Here is a 15,708-nt window from a genome sequence, read left to right on the forward strand (position 1 = left end):
GGTCGCGTGGCCGTATTCGCGGCCATACGCTCCCAAATGTGACCTCTTCCTTGCTCCGAGGCCGGCCGCGGCGTCCCGCATCGCACATATCCGTGCGGGTGGCGCATGCCGTGCTGGGCGGAGCGGTCGGGGTCGTGTGGCTGGTGTTGCCAGGGATGACGTCCGGTACCGACGCTCCGGTTGCGATCAAGGAGCCGAGGCCCGTCGCGAGCGCCGCCGTGGCCCAGGAGGACGAGAGGTCCACCGTCGATCTGGTGCTGCCGCTGGCCGCCGTCGCCGCGGCGGGCGCGGTCGCCGGGTACGGGTACATACGCCGGGTCCGACGCACCCGCGACCGGACGACCCCCGGCGGGACCGGCAGCCCACCGCCGCGGACGTCGTCGCCGCCGCTCGCCGCCCCCGACGAGCAGGCCTGCGCGGCGCTGGTCGCCGCCGACAACCGGATGCGGGCCGCTCGCGCCGAACTCGGCTTCGCCGAGGCGCTGTTCGGCGCGGAGGCCGTGGCGGAGTTCCGCGGGGCCGTCCGCGAGGCGGAGAACGAACTCGCCGCGGCGTTCCGGATGCGGCAGCGCTACGACGAGGGGGTGCCGGCGGAGGCGGCGGCCCGGGGACACGCGCTCGCCGGGATCGTCGGACGCTGCGAGGAGGCGGGGCGGCGGCTGGACGCCGTGGCCGAGGACTTCCAGCGGCTGCGCGGACTGGAACACGGGGGGTTGGGTGAGGCTCTGGGGGTCGCCGAGGGCCGCTTCCGGGAACTGGCGGGGCGCGCGGGGGCCTCGGAGACCGTCCTCGCCGGGCTCCGGACCCGGTACGCGCCCACCGCCACCGCCTCGGTCACCGGGAACGTCGAACAGGCCAAGGACCGGCTGGTGTTCGCCACCGCCCTGCTGAACGAGGCCCGCCAGTCGGCCGACTCGGGGCAACCGGAGCGGGCGGCCCGGCACCTGCGTACGGCAGAGGGCGCGGTCGACCAGGCGGCCGTCCTCGTCGACGGAGTCGACCGACTGGCCGCGGAACTGAGCACGGCCGAACGGACGGTGCCGGCCGCCCTCACCGGCGCGGAGACCGAGCTGTCCTGGATCCGGGAGCAGGAACAGAAACGGGAACGGGAACGGGAGCGGGGACGGCAACGGGCGGCCGGGGGTGGCGCGCCCGCCCGGCAGAGCACCCAGGACCTCGCCGCCACGCCCCCGGGCGAGCTGCACTCGCGGCTGGCGCACGCCGATGCCGTGCTCGCGTCCGTGCGGCAGGAGTTGACCGGCGGGCAGCTCCATGACCCGGTCGGGGTGCTGCGGCGGATCGTGCGGGCGACCGCGCCGGTCGCCTCCGGGCGGGCCGGGGTGCTGCCGGCCGCCGCGCTGCTCACGGCCCGCGTCGCCGTCGCCGCCGCGGCCGACTTCGTCGCGACGCACCGCGGGGCGGTGGGGGCCGCCGCACGCACCCGGCTGGCGGAGGCGGAACGGCTGCTCGCCACGGGGGACCCGGCGGACCGTCCGCCCGCCGACGCCCTCGCCCTGGAGGCGCGGGAGCTGGCCGAGCTCGACGTACGGGCGCACGGGAACCCGTACGCGGGGCCCGACGCGGCCGGTGTCGGCGGGGCCGTCCTCGGCGGCATCGTCCCGGCCGAGGATCCCGGGAGCGGGACGCCGGCCGGCTTTGCCGGACCCGGCCCCGGCTGACCGCGCGTCAGAACAGGCTCAGCAAGGCCTCCGCCGGGTCCGCCAGGCCCGTCTCGCCGTCCGGCAGCGGGAGTTCGAACCACACCGTTTTCCCGCGCGGGGTGCGGCGCGAGCCCCAGGCGGCCGAGAGGAGGCCGACGAGCTGGAGGCCGCGGCCGCCCTCGTCGGTGTCCCGGGCGCGGCGGCGGCGCGGCTGGACGAGGCCGGAGTCCCAGACCTCGCAGACCAGCGTGCGGTCCAGCAGCAGCCGGAGTCTGATCTCGCCCTCGCCGTACCGCAGGGCGTTGGTGACCAGCTCGCTGACCAGCAACTCCGTCGTGTCGACCAGGGGTTCCAGGTCCCAGGACAGCAACTGCCGGCGCGCGTGCTCTCTCGCCCGGCCCACGCTGCGCGGTTCGCGCGGCAGGGTCCAGTCGCCGACCGAGTCGGCGGGCAGGCCCTGGACGCGTGCCATCAGCAGGGCCAGGTCGTCCTCGCCGTGGTGGGTGTCGAGGGTGTTCAGGACGTGGTCGCAGACGTCCTCCAGCGGGCTGGAGGGGTCCGTCAGCGCTGCGACGAACGCGTTGAGGCCCTCGTCCAGCGGGTGGTCGCGCGATTCGACCAGTCCATCCGTGTAGAGCGCCAGCAGCGCGCCTTCGGGGAGTTCGACCTCCACCTCCTCGAAGGGCTCGCCGCCCACGCCGAGCGGCATGCCCGGCGGCACGTCCAGCATCAGGGCCGGCTCGCCGGGTTCGACGAGGACCGGGGGCAGATGGCCCGCGTTGGCGAAGGTGCAGCGCCGGGTCACCGAGTCGTAGACCGCGTACACGCACGTGGCGAGGTACACCTCGGACAGGTCGGCCTCGCGGGGGCGGCGGGCGGCGCGGGTGGCCTGCTGGACGCCGCCGGGGGTGCCGAGGCCGCGCGCGATCTCGTCCAACGCGGAGAGCACCTCGGCGGGTTCGAGGTCCAGCAGCGCCAAGGTGCGCACGGCGGTCCGCAGTTCGCCCATGGCGACGGCGGCCCGCAGTCCGCGGCCCATGACGTCGCCGACCACCAGGGCGGTCCGGTGCCCGGGGAGTTCGATGACGTCGAACCAGTCGCCGCCGACCTCGCTGGGGCGGCCGGTGGAGGCGTTGCCGGGGAGGTAGCGACAGGCGATGTCCAGTCCGGAGGCGACCGGGTCGCCGGGCGGCAGCAGCGACCGTTGCAGTATCAACGCCCGCTCGTGCTCCCGCCGGTACAGCCGCGCGTTGTCGATGCAGACGGCGGCGCGCGCGGCCAGCTCCACGGCCAGATCGCGGTCCCGGTCCCCGAACGGCTCGCTGCCCTTCGTCCGCGAGAACTGCGCGAGGCCGACGACGGTGTCGTGGGCGACCATCGGGACGGCGAGGGTGGACTGCACGAGACCGCCCTCCTCGCCGGGGATGAGCTGCGGGCGGGCGGTGCGCAGGGCGTCCGCGCAGGGCGAGTTGAACGGGAAGTGGTGGACCGCGCCGACGGCGACGGGCACGCCGCTGCCGGCGAAGGGGGCGTCGGAGACTGCGGAGGAGAAGGCGACCCGGCGCAGTTCCGCGCTGCCGTCGGCGAGGCCGGGCGGGGTCTCGTCGCCGGCCAGGAGTCCCTGGTAGAGGTCCACGGTGGCGAGGTCGCAGAAGCCGGGCACGACGACGTCGAGGAGCTCGCGCGCGGTCGTCTCCAGGTCGAGGGAGTTCCCTATGCGGGCTCCCGCCTCGTTCAGAAGGGCGAGATTGCGCCGTGCGGCGGCGGCCTCGCGGGCGGCGGCGCGCCGGGCGGTGATGTCGGTGCCGAGCCAGGCGACGCCGATGGGACGGCCGCTGCCGCTGTGCACGCGGTAGAGGTTGATCGACCAGTGGCGGCGCTCGTCGGATCCCGGCACAAAGCCGGTGACGTGCATGTCCGTGATGGATTCGCCGGTCTGCAGGACCCTGCGCAGGGTCGCGCTGACCCGTTCGGCCTCGGGCCGGGGCAGGTAGTCGTGGACGCCCTTGCCCCGGTGGTCGTCGGGGTCGCCGCCGAAGATGGAGGAGAACCGGTGGTTGGCCCGGCGGATCCGCAGGTCGGGGTCGATCAGCAGGAACCCGAACGGGGATTGACCGAAAATGGCCTGCGAGGCGGCGAGGTCGGTCTCGATACTGCGGAGCGTGCGGACGTCGACGACGATGCACACGGCGGCCTTCTCGCCGTCCAGGCTCTGCGTCGGCATGACGTACACCTCGGCGAGGCCCTGCTCGCCGCGTCCGCCGCCGGGCACCGGGTCCGGCATCCGGAACGGCACGACGCCGGTCCACTCGCGGCCGTCCAGGATCTCGGCCATCTTGCGCTGACCGCGTTCGCGCAGGTCCGGGTCGACGAAGGCGTCGATGGGGTCCATGCCGACGGCCTTGTCGGCGGGGATGCCGAAGATCTGCTCGGCGCGCAGACTCCACTGGTCGACGAGGCCGTCGGGGCCGATCGAGAACGAGGCGACCTTGATGTAGTCGTAGATCGAGCCGGGCGGACTGCTCTGCCACATGGCGTCACCGTGCGCCGCCGCCTCGCCAGCGCTGTCGCCCAAGCCGTCGCCCAAGCCGTCGCCCACGCGGTCGGCCGGGTCGCTGGTCACGCGGTCGACCGGGCCGTGCACGGCGTCCGCGGCGAGAACGGCGTCCGGGGCGAGCACGCCAGAACTCTTCGCCCTCGCGCCGCCCGACGGGTCCTCGGACTCCGTGGCCTTCGCTGGTATCTCGCTCACGCGAACCGTCCCCTCCAGCTCACCGCGTCCGGCACCGGTCACCGGCGGCGGCTGCCCGCAGTATCCAGCACTACGGGTCCGCACGACACGGTGTTCACGATCACAGCACGGTCCAGGCGTTTTTTGGCCCGTTCCGCGACAACACTTCCAGTCTTCTAACCAGCGGACACGTCGTCGAATCACACCTTCCACAACCGGTCGGCGACCAGAACCGGACGGACGACACCGCCGCCCCCGCTGTACACCGGGCTCATCCCCGCGTCACGCGCCGTCAACCCGGCACCGCGAGTTCGAACCACACCGTCTTTCCGGTGTCCCCGGGCCGGGTGCCCCAGCGGCGCGAGGAGGAGGCCACCAGCTGCAGCCCGCGCCCGCTCTCGTCCTCGGGCCGGGCGACGCGCTCGCGGGGCGGGTCCGGCAGCGAGTCGGAGACCTCGACCAGCAGCACGTCGGCCAGGCCCGCGGGGCGGACCAGCCGGACCCCGATGGGGCCCCTCGCGTGCCGCAACGCATTGGTGACCAGCTCACTGACCAGCAGAGCCGTGATGTCGCCCAGGCTGTCGAGGCCCCAGCCGCGCAACTGGTTCCGGACGGCACTGCGGGCGGTGCGCACGGCACCGGGCTCCGCGGGGAACGTCCACTCGGCGCGGTCGCCTTCGGTGTCGATCACGCCGATCACTTCCCAGGCCAGCGAGTAGACCCCATGTCCGATTTCATAGGGTTAAGGAGCACATACCCGATATCCGCGGGCCAGTACCGCAAGACAGGGCGCACAGTGGCACAAACGGCGTACCGTCCGCCCCACTCGGCGATCAACGCGCCCCCGGGGCGAACCGGGACCGTCGCGCGCGCCCTGGGGGCGACCGGATCGCTCAGCGGGTCCGGGTGGGGAGCCTCGTGAGGGTTTCGCGTACCGCGGGGACGTCCTGGTCCAGCCAGTCGACGTCCCAGATGTCGTCCGGGGTGAGCCAGCGCAGCGCGTCGTGGTCCTGGAGCGGCCGGGCGGCGGGGGAGCCCGGGCGCAGGCGGGCGGTCCACACCTGGAGGACATAGGGCGGCCTGAGGGGCCACTCGCCGGGGATGCGCTCGACGGTCTCCGCCTCCACGCCGAGTTCCTCGCGCAGTTCGCGCACGAGGGCAGCCTCGGGGGCCTCGCCCTTCTCGACCTTGCCGCCGGGCAGTTCCCAGCGTCCGGCGAGTTCCGGGGGTGCGCTGCGGCGCGCGGCGAGCAGGCGGCCGCCGTCGAGCAGGGCGGCTCCGACCACCACGATCCGTTCCGTCATGCGCCGGAGCCTACGGGACCGGACACGCCGGCTCCGGGCACGTCAGCTCCGGGCGCCGTCTCCCCCGTTCTGCGCCTGGGCCGGGGCCTGGGGTTGCGTCTGAGGCTGCGCCTGCGCCGGGGTCGGACCCTGGCCCACGCCCTGGCCCACCCGCTCGACCCAGTAGAGCTGCTTGTGGCCGCGGGCATCGAGGCTGTCCGCGATCTTCTGGGCCTCGGCCCGGGTCGCGTACCGGCCCACGCGGTACCGGTTGCCGTTGTCGTCCTGCCGTATGACATGCCAAGGCAGAGAGATGGTGCTGTCGTTCATCGCGCCCCACGCCCCCTTCTCGCCCCGGCCTGCCCGGATCCCGTCCGCGGCACGCCTCGCGCACCGCCTGCCAAGGAAACCGCAATCCGCATATGCCCGAGCGTACGCCTTACCTTTACGCACCGAACACGGCTTTGCACAAAGAGGTACGCAACCAGCCAAGACGCAGGGGGCGCACGGGGCCGAACGCGCCGTCCGCGCGCCGCAATGCGTCCGGTTGGCGGGGTTCTTTGCACGTACCGAGCGACCTGCGAGAACGACCGGAAACGACCGAATCCCGACGGCCCGGGGACAGGCCCGCAGCACGCGGATACCAGGGGCAACTGCCGGAAGGGTGTGCGCCGTCCGAGCGAATGCGCTACCGCCCCTGCCCACTCCCCCGACCCTCCCCACCCCTCCCCGCCCGCTCCGGCGGGGCTACTTCACCGGCAGGTGGTACGCGACCCGGTAGCGGTCCGCCGGAATCACCACGTCGGCCGTCTCGACCGGGCGGCCCGAGGCGTAGTACGTGCGCTGCACGACCAGGACGACATGCCCCGGAACGCCGCCGAGGGCGAGCAGTTCCTCGGCGAGACCGGGACGGGCCCCCACCTCCTCGGTGACGTTGTCGACGATGACGTCGATCGCCCGCATCCGCTCGACGACGCCCATGCCGCCGAGCGGGCCCTCCTCGGGCAGCATGACCGGCGTGCGGCCGGTGACGGCGAGGGGCTCCCACGAGGTGGACAGCATCATCACCTCGCCGGCCTCCCGGAAGACGTACTTCGTGCACATCACACGGTCGCCCGCCTGGATGCCCAGCCGCTCCGCGACCGCGACGCCCGCCTCGACCTGCTCGCTGCTGGACTCCCACGTGCCCCGCGTGTGCGCCTCCGCCTGCTCCTGACGGAACGGCGTGGCACCGCTGACGGGGCGATAGCCGGAGCGGGAGATCCGGCGCGGCACGGGCCGCTCGCGCACATACGTTCCCGAACCGGAACGGCCCTCGACCAGCCCCTCCGCCATCAGCACCTTGCGCGCCTCGAGGGCCACGGTGTCGGAGACCCCGTACTCCTCGCGGATTCTCGCCTGTGAGGGAAGGCGGGTGTGCGGTGGCAGCGACCCGTCGGCGATCTTCTTGCGGAGATCACCCGCGACACGCAGATACGCCGGCTGCTCACCGAATGTCACTGGCCACTCCCATCAGGTTGTACAGACAGCTACAGCCTGGCAACCGTGGGTTGTGCCGTGCAAGCAAAGGCCAGAGAATCACTCGATGTGATGACAAGTGCCCGGGAAATGCATTAGCCAGGCACTTTCTCCCCGCTTTCTCCCCCCTGCGGACGCGATCACACATCCAGCCCGCTGTCGCTGTCGCCCCCGCCCGTGTCGCCGCTCCCGCCGCCGGAGTCCTCGTCGTAGGTGGGCGGCGTGGTGGCCAGCCCCAGAGCCTCGCGTGCGGTGACGGTGGTGTCGCCGTCGACGTACTCGTAGGCGGTGTCGTAGTGCTCGTAGAAGCCGTCGGCGTCGGTGGCCTTCTCCGCCGCCGCCCACTCCTTGCTCGCGGTCTGCATGTCCTTCACCAGCGCCCCGACGGGCTCCGCGGCCGCCGCGGACCAGCTGTGCGCACCCAGCGCGAGCGCCTGCGCGCCGGTCACGTCCCCGGTGTCCCCGGCCCAGGTCCGGTTGCTCTCCAGGTCCTCCTCGGCGTACTCCTCCGGCTCCTCGAAGAGCACCTCGTCGACGGTGGCCATCGCCTTGAGGAAGGCCAACTGGTCGGCGTCCAGGGTCGTCTCGTCGGCGCGCAGCGAGCCGGTCAGGGTCTTGCTCTCGTCCACGTTGGCGAAGACGCAGGTGATCTCGCGGTCGCCCCATGCCCAGCTCTCGGAGGTGGGCGTGAGGTAGTAGACGTCGACCTCGTCGGTCAGCGCCCACGGGTCCATCGCGTAGGCGTCCTCGAGCTCGAAGCACTTGTCGTCGGCCACGTCGGTGACGCGGTCGTCGCCCGGGTAGTCGCTGCCGGACAGCGGGACGGACGCGAACACCTCGGCGTCGTGCTCACCGGAGCAGGCCACCTCGTCGACGTCGTAGACGTCCTCGTCGAAGGTCTTGCCCGGCACGTCGAAGCAGTCGCCCTTGGCGAGCGAGAAGCTGGAGTTGGCGCTCGCGCCCTCCTTGAACCCTTCCCAGAAGTCGGAAGCGCCGCCCGTGGCCAACGCCAGGACCCACAGCGCGAGTCCGACGGAGGACAGGATCGAGCCGGCGAACGCCATCCCCTTGCCGCGCTCGCCCTTCTTCTTGATCTGCACCAGCGCGATGATCCCGAGGACCAGGCCGACGGCCGGCAGGAAGCAGAGGATGCCGAGGACGAGGGAGGCGATGGCCACGCCGTTGATCTGCGAGGGCTGCCCGTAGGGGTGGTACGCCTGACCCCAGCCCGGGTAGGGCGCCATCCCGTAGGGAGCCTGCGGGTACGGCCCCTGCGGGCCGTGCGGCCCGTACGGTCCCTGCGGCCCTTGGGCGTACGGGGCGGGCGCGGGCGGGGGCGGGGCGAAGGGGTCCTGCGGATACGGGCTTCCCGGGTACGGGCTCTGCGGCTGCGGAGGCTGGTACGGGTCCTGGGGCTGGTGGGGCCCGGGAGGCGGGGGTATGGACACGAGTACCGTGCTCCTGGTTCAGACGGTTCAGGCAGTTGTCAGGCGGTTGTCGGTCAGTTGTCGGAACGGCTGTCAAGACGGCTGGCCGTTCGGGTGCTCGGGCCAGTCTGACAGGGGGTTCTGACAGTTGCGCTGGACTGGTGTACGACTGGGCGCATCGTAAGCGCGGTACGAGCGGGGGCGGGCGGAATGGCGGTCACGAAAGCAACGATCCGGGCGGTCAACGCGCTGACCGGCCGATGGGCCGGGGTCGTGGACGAGGGCTCGGTCCTCTCGGCCGCGGGGGTGTGGCCGCTGCTGGCGTTCTTCGCGGACGGGGCGACGGGCCAGGCGCGCAAGGAGCTGGCGGAGGCCCTCGGCATGCCGGCCGGCGAAGCCGCCCCCGCGGCACGGGAGTTGCTCGCCACGATGGCGTCGATGCGCGGTCTCGACACGGCCCTGGGGCTGTGGACCAAGCGCACCCTGGAACTGCGCGAGGCCTGGGAGGCGGGGCTGCCGGCCGAGGCGCACGGCGTGCTGACGGCCGACCCGGTCGCCGACCAGAAGGCCCTGAACGCCTGGGCGGCGAAGCGGACCGGCGGGCTGATCGAGCGGATGCCGGTCGTGTTGACGGACGACACCGAGATGGTGCTGGCGAGCGCACTGACCCTGCGGACGAAGTGGCTGCGCCCCTTCGACGAGGTCCCCCTGTACAGCCCGCACTGGCCCGGCCGGACCGACCCCACGCTGCTCGGCCTGCGACGCCAGACCCTCCTGCTGGACCGCATCGGCGTCGCGGACACACCCGACGGACACGTCACCGAGCTGAAGGTGTTCGGCACCGACGGCATCGACGTCCATCTGCTCCTCGGCGAGCAGCAGATGACGCCGGGCCAGGTGCTGGGCGCGGGGGTGGGCCTGCTCGCCGGCCGGCACCCGGTGATACCCGGCCCGATGCTCCCCTACGGGGACGTCGGTCCCGGCCTGCGCGTCGAGAAGGTGCGCTCCATGACGCCCGACCCGCCGACGCTGGACGTCATGACGGCGGCGTTCGGCATCACCGCCGACCACGATCTGCTCGCGCGCCACGAACTGTTCGGCCTGACGACCGCCCGGGACGCCGAGGAGGGGCACTTCCCCGGCATCAGCGCTCTCCCGCTGGCCATCGGTTCGGCTCGGCAGTCCGCGATGGCGGAGTTCGGCGCGAAGGGCTTCCGAGCGTCCGCGGTGACGGCCTTCGCCCCCGTCGGAGCCGGTGCGGTACCCCAGCTCCGCTGGGTCACCACCAGGCTCAGAGCCCGCTTCGACCGCCCCTTCGGCTTCCTCGCCCTGCACCGCCACTCCCGACTGGTACTGGCGGCAGGGTGGGTCACGGAACCGAAGCCCTTCCGCTGACCGGCAGACAGACAGACGGAGTTGAACATGTGGAAGCAGAGCCTGGACGCGGCCGGGATCAGGGAGCCGCAGCTGCGCCGCGACTACACCGCCCAGCGACGACTCGTCGCACGCGCCCGCCGCAGTTCCTACCTGGCGGCCCGACTGCTGCTGCCACGGCCCGTGCTGCCCCACGTGGTGGCCGCGACGGCCGTGATGCACCACAGCGACAATCTCCTGGACACCGGCCCGAAGCCACAGCGGATCGCGGCCTGGGCGTCCTGGGAGCAGCAGCTGCGCAAGGCGCTGGAGACGGGCGAGGCCGAGGTCCCCCTGATCCGCGCGCTGCTGCACACCATCGCCGACAACCCGCGTCTGCGGCCGGCGCTGGAGGAGTACCTGTCCACGGCCGACACCGACCTGGACTTCGATGGCTTCACCGCCGAGTCCGACTACCAGGCCTATGTGGACGCCTACTCGCTGCCCGCCTTCTGGCTGGTCGCCGTACTGCTGGAACCGGAGACCGACGCCGGCCGCTACCGGGCGCTGTGCCGGACGTTCATCGACGGCAGCCAACGGCTGGACTTCGTCAACGACCTGGCCGAGGACCTGCGGGAAGGCCACCTGGGCATCCCGATCCAGACCCTGGAACGCTTCTCGGTGTCGATGGAGGACCTCACGGCAGGCGTGCAGTCACCGGCCCTGGGCGAACTGGTGACCCACGAGGTCGAAACCGCCCGCGAGGCCCTGCACACAGCCCGCGAACTGCCCACCCTGGTCGCGGCCCCCCACCAGGCCCTGCTGGCCGCGGTGATCGACATCGAACTCCTGACCGCAGACGCGGCCCTGACCCGCGGCGCCGCCCTCCTCCAGGGCTCCGCGAACCCACCGCTGCCGGGCACCCTACGAGCACTGCGAGACGCCCGCCGCAGGGCCCGCGGACAACGCTGATCAGAGGAAATCGATTTTTACCCAGCACCCCGGAGCAGCCAGATGCCCCAGGGATACGGGGCCTGATGTCGACGATGACGTACGGCTCCGCCCGCTCGCGTTGCACCTTCTCTGTGAGGGCCGGGATCGTTGGCTCTCCAGCTTGAGCTGCGGCCCGCTACTGTGAAGCCATGACCGCACTGCCCGACTGGATGCGCCCTCCGCGCGCGGACGGCTGGTTCGCGGAGGACCTCGACCGCCTCCCCGAGGCACCCCGCCACACCGAGCTGATCGACGGAGCCCTCGTCTTCATGATGTCGCCGCAGAGGTGGTGGCATGGCCACCTCGTCACCATGCTCACGGTCGCCCTCATGGAGCAGGCTCCTGCCGACACCAGAGTCGGCCGCGAGATGACCATCAAGCTCGACCAGCGCAACCGGCCCGAACCGGATCTGCTGGTGACGACGGCCGACTTCGACGGTGACCGGACCTGGTTCGCACCAGAGGAAGTTCGACTCGTCATCGAGGTCGTGTCCCCCGAATCCGCCCACCGCGACCGCACTGTCAAGCTCCGCAAGTACGCGGAGGCCGGCATCCCGCACTACTGGTGCATCGAGGACGAGGACGGCGCACCCGTCGTACACGTCTACGAGCTCGACGAACCCACCCACGCCTACGCGCCCGCCGGCATCTTCCGGGGCTCGCTCCGGCGCCCGGTACCCTTCGAGATCAGCCTCGACCTGGGCAAGCTCGCACCGCCCCGAAGCAGCTGAAGAGTCAAGCACCAAGTCGGCACGGGAAACGGAGAAGGGGTCGGACTCGCCGGAGTCCGACCCCTTCTGACCTGCAGACGACTACACGTTGAAGCGGAACTCCACCACGTCCCCGTCCTGCATGACGTAGTCCTTGCCCTCCATGCGGGCCTTGCCCTTTGCTCGGGCCTCGGCGACCGAGCCGGTCTCCACCAGGTCGGCGAAGGAGATGACCTCCGCCTTGATGAAGCCCTTCTGGAAGTCGGTGTGGATGACGCCGGCGGCCTCGGGGGCGGTGGCGCCCTTCTTGATGGTCCAGGCGCGGGATTCCTTGGGGCCTGCCGTGAGGTAGGTCTGCAGACCGAGGGTGTTGAAGCCGACGCGGGCGAGGGTGGCCAGGCCGGGCTCCTCCGCGCCGACCGACTCCAGGAGTTCCATCGCGTCCTCCTCGTCCAGCTCGGCGAGGTCCTGCTCCAGCTTGGCGTTGAGGAAGATCGCCTCGGCGGGGGCGACCAGGGCGCGCTGCTCGGTCTTGAAGTCCTCGTCGACCAGTTCGTCCTCGTCGACGTTGAAGACGTAGAGGAACGGCTTGGTGGTCAGGAGGTGCAGGTCGTGCAGGAGCTCCTCCTTGCCGGAGCCCTGGGCGATGCCCGCGGAGAACAGCGTGTCGCCCTTCTCCAGGATCTCCTTCGCCGCCTCGACGGCCGCGACCTTCGGGACGACGTCCTTCTTGATCCGCGACTCCTTCTGGAGGCGGGGCAGGACCTTCTCGATCGTCTGGAGGTCCGCGAGGATCAGCTCGGTGTTGATCGTCTCGATGTCGTCCTTCGGCGAGACCTTGCCGTCGACGTGGACGACGTTCTCGTCCTTGAAGGCGCGGATGACCTGGCAGATCGCGTCGGACTCGCGGATGTTCGCGAGGAACTTGTTGCCCAGGCCCTCGCCCTCGCTCGCGCCGCGCACGATGCCCGCGATGTCGACGAAGTCGACCGTCGCCGGGAGGATCCGCTGGGAGGAGAAGATCTCGGCCAGCTTCGTGAGGCGCGCGTCGGGGACGCCGACCACCCCGACGTTCGGCTCGATCGTGGCGAACGGGTAGTTGGCCGCCAGCACGTCGTTCTTGGTCAGGGCGTTGAACAGGGTCGACTTGCCGACATTCGGCAGGCCGACGATTCCGATCGTGAGCGACACGTTGCGACTTCCCGTAGTGAGAGGGCCAGGGGGCCGGTTCCCTCGAGGCGAGGGCCAGGGGGCGGAGGGCCGACCGGGCCACCAGTTTACGGCGTACCCGGACGCGGCCCGGCGGACCTGTCGAACGGATGGCCAAGCGCGGGCGGATGGCCAAGCTCGGGCCCCCGGCGTGTCCGACACCCGATTCGGCACATAAACCGACCTAAGTTGGTCCAGTGGAGCAACACAGGACCCGTCCGCCGAGCCGAGGCGCCACCCGACGCGACCCGACGCCGCCCCTTCCGGCCCTTCCGTCCGTGCCGCCCCTTCCGCCCCAGGCCGCCGGGCGGGAGGAGCGGGGCCGTCGGCAGCAGCCACGCCCTGCCGCCCCTCGGAGCGGTCCCGCCGGTGCCGCCGGTACCGCCCCCGTGCGGCCCTCGGCCGGGCCTGCCGGGCTACGGGTGCCCAATCCACGGCTCACCGGATTTGGCGCCGGGCTCTTCAGCAGTGCGCTGATGTTCGTGCTGGGGTGCCTGGACCAGCTGCTGTTCGGGTCCTCGCTGACGGCGTACGGCGTGCTGTTCCTGCCGGTGTGCCTGCTGACCGCCCTGTGGGTGCGCGGCGGCGACCTGCTCTCCGCGCCCGTGGTCGTGCCGATCGCCTTCACCGTCGGGCTGCTGCCCGTGGCCGAGGGCGGGCACGGGTTCGGGGCCCGGCTGATGGGGCTGGTGACGGCGCTGGCCACACAGGTCGGCTGGCTCTACGGGGGGACGCTCATGGCCGCGCTGACCATCCTGGCGCGCGGCCTGCGCCGGGCGGCGGCCCGCCGGCACGCCGTACGTGCTCGGCAGCCGCGCAAGGACAGGCCCTAAGCGGGTCGGGCGAAGTCGGCTGCGGTTCGGCAGCGCCCTGAAGGGGCGCGGGGCCGCATCGACTTGCGGCTCCGCCGCGGTGGGGGTCCCCCCGCTCGAGCGCAGCCGAGAGTGGGGGAGCGACCAGCCACGATGGCGCCGCAGCGGAACGACGGCACATCGCGGCACTTCCAGCGAAGCGCTCAGTACCCCTTCGCCGCGTGCATCGCCGCCCCCACGATCCCCGCGTTGTTCTGCAGCTGGGCCGGGACGATGTCCGCCTTGATGCCCTCGATGAAGGGCAGGAACTTCTCCGACTTACGGCTGACGCCGCCGCCGATGATGAACAGCTCGGGCGAGAAGAGCATCTCGACATGGTCGAGGTACTTCTGGACGCGGTGCGCCCAGTGCTCCCATGTCAGCTCGCCGTCCTCCTTGGCCTTGCTGCTGGCGCGCTTCTCGGCGTCGTGGCCGTGCAGCTCAAGGTGGCCCAGCTCTGTGTTGGGGACGAGCACACCGTCCACGAAGAGGGCGCTGCCGATGCCCGTGCCGAAGGTCAGCAGGATCACCGTGCCGCTGCGGTCGCGGCCGGCCCCGAAGGCCATCTCGGCCACACCCGCCGCGTCCGCGTCGTTGACCATCGTCACCGGCAGGCCGCCCAGGCGCTCGCCGAACAACGCGCGCGCGTCCGTGTCGATCCAACTCTTGTCGACGTTGGCCGCCGTACGGATGGTGGATCCGCCGGTGACCACGCCGGGGAAGGTCAGGCCCACGGGGCCGGTCCAGCCGAAGTGCTCCACGACCTGCTTGACCCCGTCGGCGACGCTCTCGGGCGTCGCCGGGTGCGGGGTGAGCACTTTCAGGCGCTCCTGAGCCAGGTCGCCTTTGTCCAGGTCCACCGGGGCGCCCTTGATCCCGGATCCACCGATGTCCACGCCGAAGATCTGCATGGCCCTACGTTACGACGATCGACTGACAGTCACTCAGTCGAGGCTCCCGCGGCACCGCTGCCGCCGCGCCCGGCGACCAGTGCCGCAGCCTCTTCGCGCAGGTCACGGCGGAGTTCCTTGGGCAGCGAGAAGGTGATGTGCTCCTCGGCGGCCTTGACCAGCTCGACGTCTCCGTAGCCGCGCTCGGTGAGCCAGGCCAGGACCTCCTCGACGAGGATCTCCGGGACGGAGGCCCCGGAGGTGACGCCGACCGTGGTGACGCCCTCCAGCCAGGCCTCGTCGATCTCGCTCGCGAAGTCCACCAGGTAGGCCGCGCGGGAGCCGGCCAGCTTGGCGACCTCGACCAGCCGTACGGAGTTCGAGGAGTTGCGGGAGCCGACCACGATCACCAGCTCCGCCTCCGCGCCCATCTGCTTCACCGCGAGCTGACGGTTCTGCGTGGCGTAGCAGATGTCGTCGCTGGGCGGGGAGATGAGCTGCGGGAACTTCTCCTTGAGGGCGTCGACCGTCTCCATCGTCTCGTCGACCGAGAGGGTGGTCTGGGAGAGCCACACGATCTTCGACGGGTCGCGGACCTCGACCTTGGCGACGTCCGCCGGGCCGTCGACGAGCTGGATGTGGTCGGGCGCCTCGCCGGAGGTGCCGATGACCTCCTCGTGGCCCTCGTGCCCGATCAGGAGGATGTCGTAGTCCTCGTTGGCGAAGCGGACGGCTTCCTTGTGGACCTTGGTGACCAGCGGGCAGGTCGCGTCGATGGTGGCGAGCTGCCCGCGCGCGGCCTCCTCGTGGACGACCGGGGCGACGCCGTGCGCCGAGAACATGACGATGTTGCCCGGCGGGACCTCCTCCGTCCGTTCGACGAAGATGGCGCCCTTCTTCTCCAGGGTCCGCACGACGTACTTGTTGTGGACGATCTCGTGCCGGACGTAGACCGGGGCCCCGTACTGCTCCAGGGCCTTCTCGACGGCGATCACGGCGCGGTCGACGCCCGCGCAGTAGCCCCGGGGAGCGGCGAGCAGGACACGGCGGCGGCCAGGCGAAGCAGTCATGCGTCCCATCGT

Annotated in this window: 13 protein-coding genes and 1 pseudogene; 5 read left to right on the plus strand and 9 right to left on the minus strand. The window is 71.8% G+C overall.

From position 1 onward, the window contains the following. Positions 1 to 155: 155 nt before the first annotated feature. Positions 156 to 1,679, plus strand: coding sequence for a hypothetical protein (locus tag ACWD4O_RS04135; RefSeq protein WP_451277206.1), 1,524 nt, complete (start codon positions 156 to 158; stop codon positions 1,677 to 1,679). 7 nt (positions 1,680 to 1,686) lie between these two features. On the opposite strand, the gene ACWD4O_RS04140 is transcribed toward ACWD4O_RS04135, so the two are convergent. The 6 genes and pseudogenes from ACWD4O_RS04140 to ACWD4O_RS04165 form a co-directional block, all read right to left on the minus strand. Continuing rightward, the gene (locus ACWD4O_RS04140; protein ID WP_451277208.1) at positions 1,687 to 4,413 is read right to left on the minus strand and encodes a SpoIIE family protein phosphatase; all 2,727 of its coding nucleotides are present in this window, start codon (positions 4,411 to 4,413) and stop codon (positions 1,687 to 1,689) included. A gap of 271 nt (positions 4,414 to 4,684) precedes the next feature. After that, the gene (locus tag ACWD4O_RS04145) at positions 4,685 to 5,092 is read right to left on the minus strand and encodes an ATP-binding protein (protein WP_451277210.1); all 408 of its coding nucleotides are present in this window, start codon (positions 5,090 to 5,092) and stop codon (positions 4,685 to 4,687) included. A 193-nt stretch (positions 5,093 to 5,285) separates the two neighbouring features. Then, the gene (locus ACWD4O_RS04150; protein WP_451277212.1) at positions 5,286 to 5,696 is read right to left on the minus strand and encodes a (deoxy)nucleoside triphosphate pyrophosphohydrolase; all 411 of its coding nucleotides are present in this window, start codon (positions 5,694 to 5,696) and stop codon (positions 5,286 to 5,288) included. A 141-nt stretch (positions 5,697 to 5,837) separates the two neighbouring features. Then, positions 5,838 to 6,005, minus strand: a pseudogene (locus ACWD4O_RS04155) (SPOR domain-containing protein); the annotation flags it as partial. 417 nt (positions 6,006 to 6,422) lie between these two features. Continuing rightward, a complete protein-coding gene (locus tag ACWD4O_RS04160) occupies positions 6,423 to 7,175 on the minus strand; it encodes a GntR family transcriptional regulator (RefSeq protein WP_451277214.1) in 753 nt (250 codons plus the stop codon). A 158-nt stretch (positions 7,176 to 7,333) separates the two neighbouring features. Continuing rightward, positions 7,334 to 8,641 (minus strand): DUF4190 domain-containing protein, encoded by a 1,308-nt coding sequence (locus ACWD4O_RS04165; protein WP_451277216.1) that lies wholly within the window; start codon positions 8,639 to 8,641, stop codon positions 7,334 to 7,336. Positions 8,642 to 8,830: 189 nt separating this feature from the next. Between ACWD4O_RS04165 and ACWD4O_RS04170 the strand changes: the two genes are divergently transcribed. From ACWD4O_RS04170 to ACWD4O_RS04180, 3 genes are all read left to right on the plus strand, one after another. Further along, positions 8,831 to 10,015, plus strand: a complete 1,185-nt coding sequence (locus tag ACWD4O_RS04170) for a serpin family protein (protein ID WP_451277218.1) — start codon at positions 8,831 to 8,833, stop codon at positions 10,013 to 10,015. A gap of 27 nt (positions 10,016 to 10,042) precedes the next feature. Then, a complete protein-coding gene (locus tag ACWD4O_RS04175; protein WP_451277220.1) occupies positions 10,043 to 10,945 on the plus strand; it encodes a squalene/phytoene synthase family protein in 903 nt (300 codons plus the stop codon). A 170-nt stretch (positions 10,946 to 11,115) separates the two neighbouring features. Further along, positions 11,116 to 11,697, plus strand: coding sequence for a Uma2 family endonuclease (locus tag ACWD4O_RS04180; RefSeq protein ID WP_451277222.1), 582 nt, complete (start codon positions 11,116 to 11,118; stop codon positions 11,695 to 11,697). A gap of 81 nt (positions 11,698 to 11,778) precedes the next feature. On the opposite strand, the gene ychF is transcribed toward ACWD4O_RS04180, so the two are convergent. Beyond that, a complete protein-coding gene (gene ychF / locus ACWD4O_RS04185; RefSeq protein WP_351918548.1) occupies positions 11,779 to 12,867 on the minus strand; it encodes a redox-regulated ATPase YchF in 1,089 nt (362 codons plus the stop codon). Between the two features lie 494 nt (positions 12,868 to 13,361). On the opposite strand from ychF, the gene ACWD4O_RS04190 reads away from it, so the two are divergent. Then, positions 13,362 to 13,718 carry a DUF6542 domain-containing protein gene (locus ACWD4O_RS04190; protein WP_451277225.1) on the plus strand — a complete coding sequence of 119 codons (357 nt, stop codon included), beginning with the start codon at positions 13,362 to 13,364 and terminating at the stop codon, positions 13,716 to 13,718. A 182-nt stretch (positions 13,719 to 13,900) separates the two neighbouring features. Here the strand turns inward: ACWD4O_RS04190 and ppgK are convergent, their stop codons facing one another. Both ppgK and ACWD4O_RS04200 read right to left on the minus strand, forming a co-directional pair. Then, positions 13,901 to 14,647 carry a polyphosphate--glucose phosphotransferase gene (gene ppgK / locus ACWD4O_RS04195; protein ID WP_451277227.1) on the minus strand — a complete coding sequence of 249 codons (747 nt, stop codon included), beginning with the start codon at positions 14,645 to 14,647 and terminating at the stop codon, positions 13,901 to 13,903. Between the two features lie 29 nt (positions 14,648 to 14,676). After that, positions 14,677 to 15,705: a 4-hydroxy-3-methylbut-2-enyl diphosphate reductase gene (locus ACWD4O_RS04200; RefSeq protein WP_451277229.1), complete on the minus strand. Its 1,029-nt coding sequence runs from the start codon at positions 15,703 to 15,705 to the stop codon at positions 14,677 to 14,679. Between the last annotated feature and the right edge of the window lie 3 nt (positions 15,706 to 15,708).

Source organism: Streptomyces sp. NPDC002623, from assembly GCF_053592635.1.